Origin of the sequence: Streptomyces sp. UH6, assembly GCF_013421635.1 — a bacterium.
Taxonomy (GTDB): domain Bacteria; phylum Actinomycetota; class Actinomycetes; order Streptomycetales; family Streptomycetaceae; genus Streptomyces; species Streptomyces abyssomicinicus.
In genome coordinates, this window is sequence record NZ_JACADT010000610.1 from 1 (window position 1) to 3,504 (window position 3,504).

General features: G+C 72.1%; 3 protein-coding genes. All 3 read right to left on the reverse strand.

The features are described from left to right. Window positions 1-10: 10 nt before the first annotated feature. The 3 genes from ilvD to HW445_RS22960 all read right to left on the reverse strand — a co-directional run bounded on the left by ilvD (window position 11) and on the right by HW445_RS22960 (window position 3,430). On the reverse strand, window positions 11-1,864 hold the full coding sequence (gene ilvD / locus HW445_RS22950) for a dihydroxy-acid dehydratase (protein ID WP_180222858.1): 1,854 nt from the start codon (window positions 1,862-1,864) through the stop codon (window positions 11-13). Between the two features lie 103 nt (window positions 1,865-1,967). Next, window positions 1,968-2,609: a TetR family transcriptional regulator gene (locus HW445_RS22955; RefSeq protein ID WP_180222859.1), complete on the reverse strand. Its 642-nt coding sequence runs from the start codon at window positions 2,607-2,609 to the stop codon at window positions 1,968-1,970. Further along, window positions 2,606-3,430, reverse strand: coding sequence for a sugar phosphate isomerase/epimerase (locus HW445_RS22960; protein WP_180222860.1), 825 nt, complete (start codon window positions 3,428-3,430; stop codon window positions 2,606-2,608). The genes HW445_RS22955 and HW445_RS22960 overlap by 4 nt, the downstream gene beginning before the upstream one ends. Window positions 3,431-3,504: the final 74 nt, after the last annotated feature.

The window sequence follows — 3,504 nt, forward strand, 5'->3', positions numbered from 1 at the left end:
TGGAGCGGGGTCAGCCGAGGAGGGTGACGTCGCGGACGGCGCCCTTGTCGGCGCTGGTGGCCATGGCGGCGTAGGCCCGCAGGGCCGCGGAGACCTTGCGGTCGCGGGCGCGCGGGGCGTACCGGCCGCCCAGCGCCTCACGGCGCGCGGCCAGTTCCTCGTCGGAGACCAGCAGTTCGATGGTCCGGTTCGGGATGTCGATGCGGATCCGGTCCCCGTCCTCGACGAGCGCGATGGCGCCGCCGGACGCAGCCTCCGGGGAGGCGTGTCCGATGGAGAGCCCGGACGTGCCGCCGGAGAACCGCCCGTCGGTGACCAGCGCGCAGGCCTTGCCGAGCCCGCGGCCCTTGAGGAAGGAGGTCGGGTAGAGCATCTCCTGCATGCCGGGGCCGCCCTTGGGGCCCTCGTAGCGGATCACCACCACGTCGCCCTCGGTGACCTGCTTGTTCAGGATCTTCTCGACGGCCTCCTCCTGCGACTCGCAGACCACCGCGGGACCCTCGAAGGTCCAGATGGACTCGTCGACGCCGGCCGTCTTGACGACGCAGCCGTCGACGGCGAGGTTGCCGCGCAAAACGGCGAGGCCGCCGTCCTTGGAGTAGGCGTGCTCGGCGGAGCGGATGCAGCCGTTCTCGGCGTCGGTGTCCAGCGCCTCCCAGCGCTCGGACTGCGAGAACGCCTCGGCGGAGCGGACGCAGCCGGGGGCGGCGTGCCAGAGCTCGACGGCCTCGGGGGACGGGGAGCCGCCGCGGACGTCCCAGGTCTTCAGCCAGTCGTCGAGCGAGGCGCTGTGGACCGAGTTGACGTCCTCGTTGAGCAGACCGGCCCGGTGCAGCTCGCCGAGCAGGGCGGGAATGCCGCCGGCGCGGTGCACGTCCTCCATGTAGTACGTGCGGTCCTTGGCCACGTTGGGCGCGACCTTGGCGAGGCAGGGCACGCGGCGGGAGACCTCGTTGATCTGCTCCAGTCCGAAGGGGACGCCGGCCTCCTGGGCGGCGGCCAGCAGGTGGAGGATCGTGTTGGTGGAGCCGCCCATGGCGATGTCCAGCGCCATGGCGTTCTCGAAGGCGGCGAGGGTGGCGATGTTGCGCGGCAGGGCCGACGCGTCGTCCTGGCCGTAGTACCGGTCGACCAGGTCCATCACCGTGCGGGCGGCGTCCTCGTAGAGGGCGCGGCGGGCGGTGTGCGTGGCGAGGACCGAGCCGTTGCCCGGCAGGGAGAGGCCGATGGCCTCGGTCAGGCAGTTCATCGAGTTGGCCGTGAACATGCCCGAACAACTGCCGCAGGTGGGGCAGGCGGACTCCTCGATGCGGAGCATGTCCTCGTCGGAGACCTTGTCGTTGACCGCCTCGGAGATGGCGTCGACGAGGTCGAGCGTGCGGACGGTGCCGTCGACCAGGGTGGCCCGGCCGGACTCCATGGGGCCGCCGGAGACGAAGACGGTGGGGATGTCCAGCCGCAGCGCGGCCATCAGCATGCCCGGGGTGATCTTGTCGCAGTTGGAGACGCAGATCATCGCGTCGGCGCAGTGCGCCTCGACCATGTACTCCACGCTGTCCGCGATCAGGTCGCGGGAGGGCAGGGAGTACAGCATGCCGCCGTGCCCCATGGCGATGCCGTCGTCGACGGCGATGGTGTTGAACTCGCGCGGGATGCCCCCGGCCGCCGTGACGGCCTCGCTGATGATGCGGCCCACGGGCTGGAGGTGGGTGTGGCCCGGCACGAACTCCGTGAAGGAGTTGGCGATGGCGATGATCGGCTTCCGGCCGATGTCCGCGCCCGGTACACCGGAGGCCCGCATAAGGGCGCGGGCGCCCGCCATGTTGCGGCCGTGGGTGACTGTGCGGGACCTCAGCTCGGGCATCGTCGCTCGCTCCTTCGGATAGTTCTGGCAGTAGCCGAGGGTACGCCCGGCATCCACTGGACGGACGGGGTTGTCCGGAATGCGGGACGTGATCTGCGCCCCCTCACCCGTCGGGGGACAGGCGCCCGCCGGTCAGGTGGTGCTGGAGGACGGGGGCGAGGCGCGCTATCAGTTCCTCCGGGTCGGCGGAGGCCACCGGCTCGACCTTGATGACGTAACGCAGCATCACCACGCCCACCACCTGGGCGGCGGCGAGTTCCGCGCGCAGCTCCGCGTCGGGGCCGTCGAGCTCCTTGGCGACCTTGCTGAGCACCAGCCCCGCGACCAGGCGGCGGAAGATCGCCGCGGCGGCCTCGTTGCTGACCGCGGAGCGGATGATGGCCAGCAGCGGGGCCCTCGTCGCGGGGTTCTCCCAGATGCCCAGGAACATCCGGACGAACTGCTCCCCGGCGTGGTCGGGCCGCACCTCGGCGAAGGGCTGGGAGCGCAGCACGGGGGCGAAGGCGCCCTCCACCGCCGACTCGAAGACCTGCTCCTTGGTGCCGAAGTAGTGGTGGACCAGCGCGGCGTCCACGTCGGCGGCCTTGGCGATGCCGCGCACGCTGGCCTTCTCGTAGCCGCGCTCGGCGAACACCTCACGGGCGGCGGCCAGGATGCGGTCGCGGGTGGCGGGGGCGCCGGCCGAGGCGGTGGCGCGGGGCGGTCGGCCGCGGCCACGGCGTGGCGCGGACGGCTGGGCGCTCACTGGCCGGGAACCCGCAGCGCGGAGGCCAGGTGGAGGCGGGTGAAGGCCAGCGCCTCGGCCAGGTCCGCCTCGCGCTCCGCGTTGGACATGGCGCGGCGGGTGTTGACCTCGATCACCACGTGGCCGTCGAAGCCGGACCCGGCGAGCCCTTCCAGCAGCTCCGCGCAGGGCTGGTCGCCGCGTCCGGGGACCAGGTGCTCGTCCTTGGCCGATCCCTTGCCGTCGGCCAGGTGGACGTGGCCCAGGCGTTCCCCCATCCGGCCGATCATCGCCAGGGTGTCGGTGCGGGCGGTGGCGGTGTGGCTGAGATCGATCGTGAAGTGCCGGTAGTCCTCGTCCGTGGGGTCCCAGCCGGGGGCGTAGGCGAGCATCTCCCGGTCGCGGTAGCGCCAGGGGTACATGTTCTCCACGGCGAACCGGATGTCCGTCTCGTCGGCCATCCGCCAGATGCCGGAGACGAAGTCACGCGCGTACTGGCGCTGCCAGCGGAACGGCGGGTGCACCACGACGGTGGAGGCGCCGAGCCGCTCGGCGGCGGAGCGGGCCCGCTGGAGCCGGACCCAGGGGTCGCTGGACCAGACGCGCTGCGTGATCAGCAGGCAGGGGGCGTGCACGGCGAGGATCGGGATCTCGTGGTGGTCGCTGAGACGGCGCAGCGCCTCGATGTCCTGGCTGATCGGATCGTTCCACACCATGACCTCGACACCGTCGTAGCCGAGGCGCGCGGCGATCTCGAAGGCCGTCGCCGTGGACTCCGGATAGACGGAGGCGGTGGACAGCGCGACCTTCGCGTCGGGAATGCGGACGACTGGTTCTGCCACGGCAGCAAGAGTACGGGAGGTGGGCGCGAGCGGCGGGGGCGCGGAGACGGTTCCGGCCGCCCGCGGGGCCGCCG

Coding starts and splice junctions, on each gene's coding strand:
- ilvD (WP_180222858.1), bottom strand. CDS start 1,864: ATGCCCGAGCTGAGGTCCCGCACAGTCACCCACGGCCGCAACATGGCG.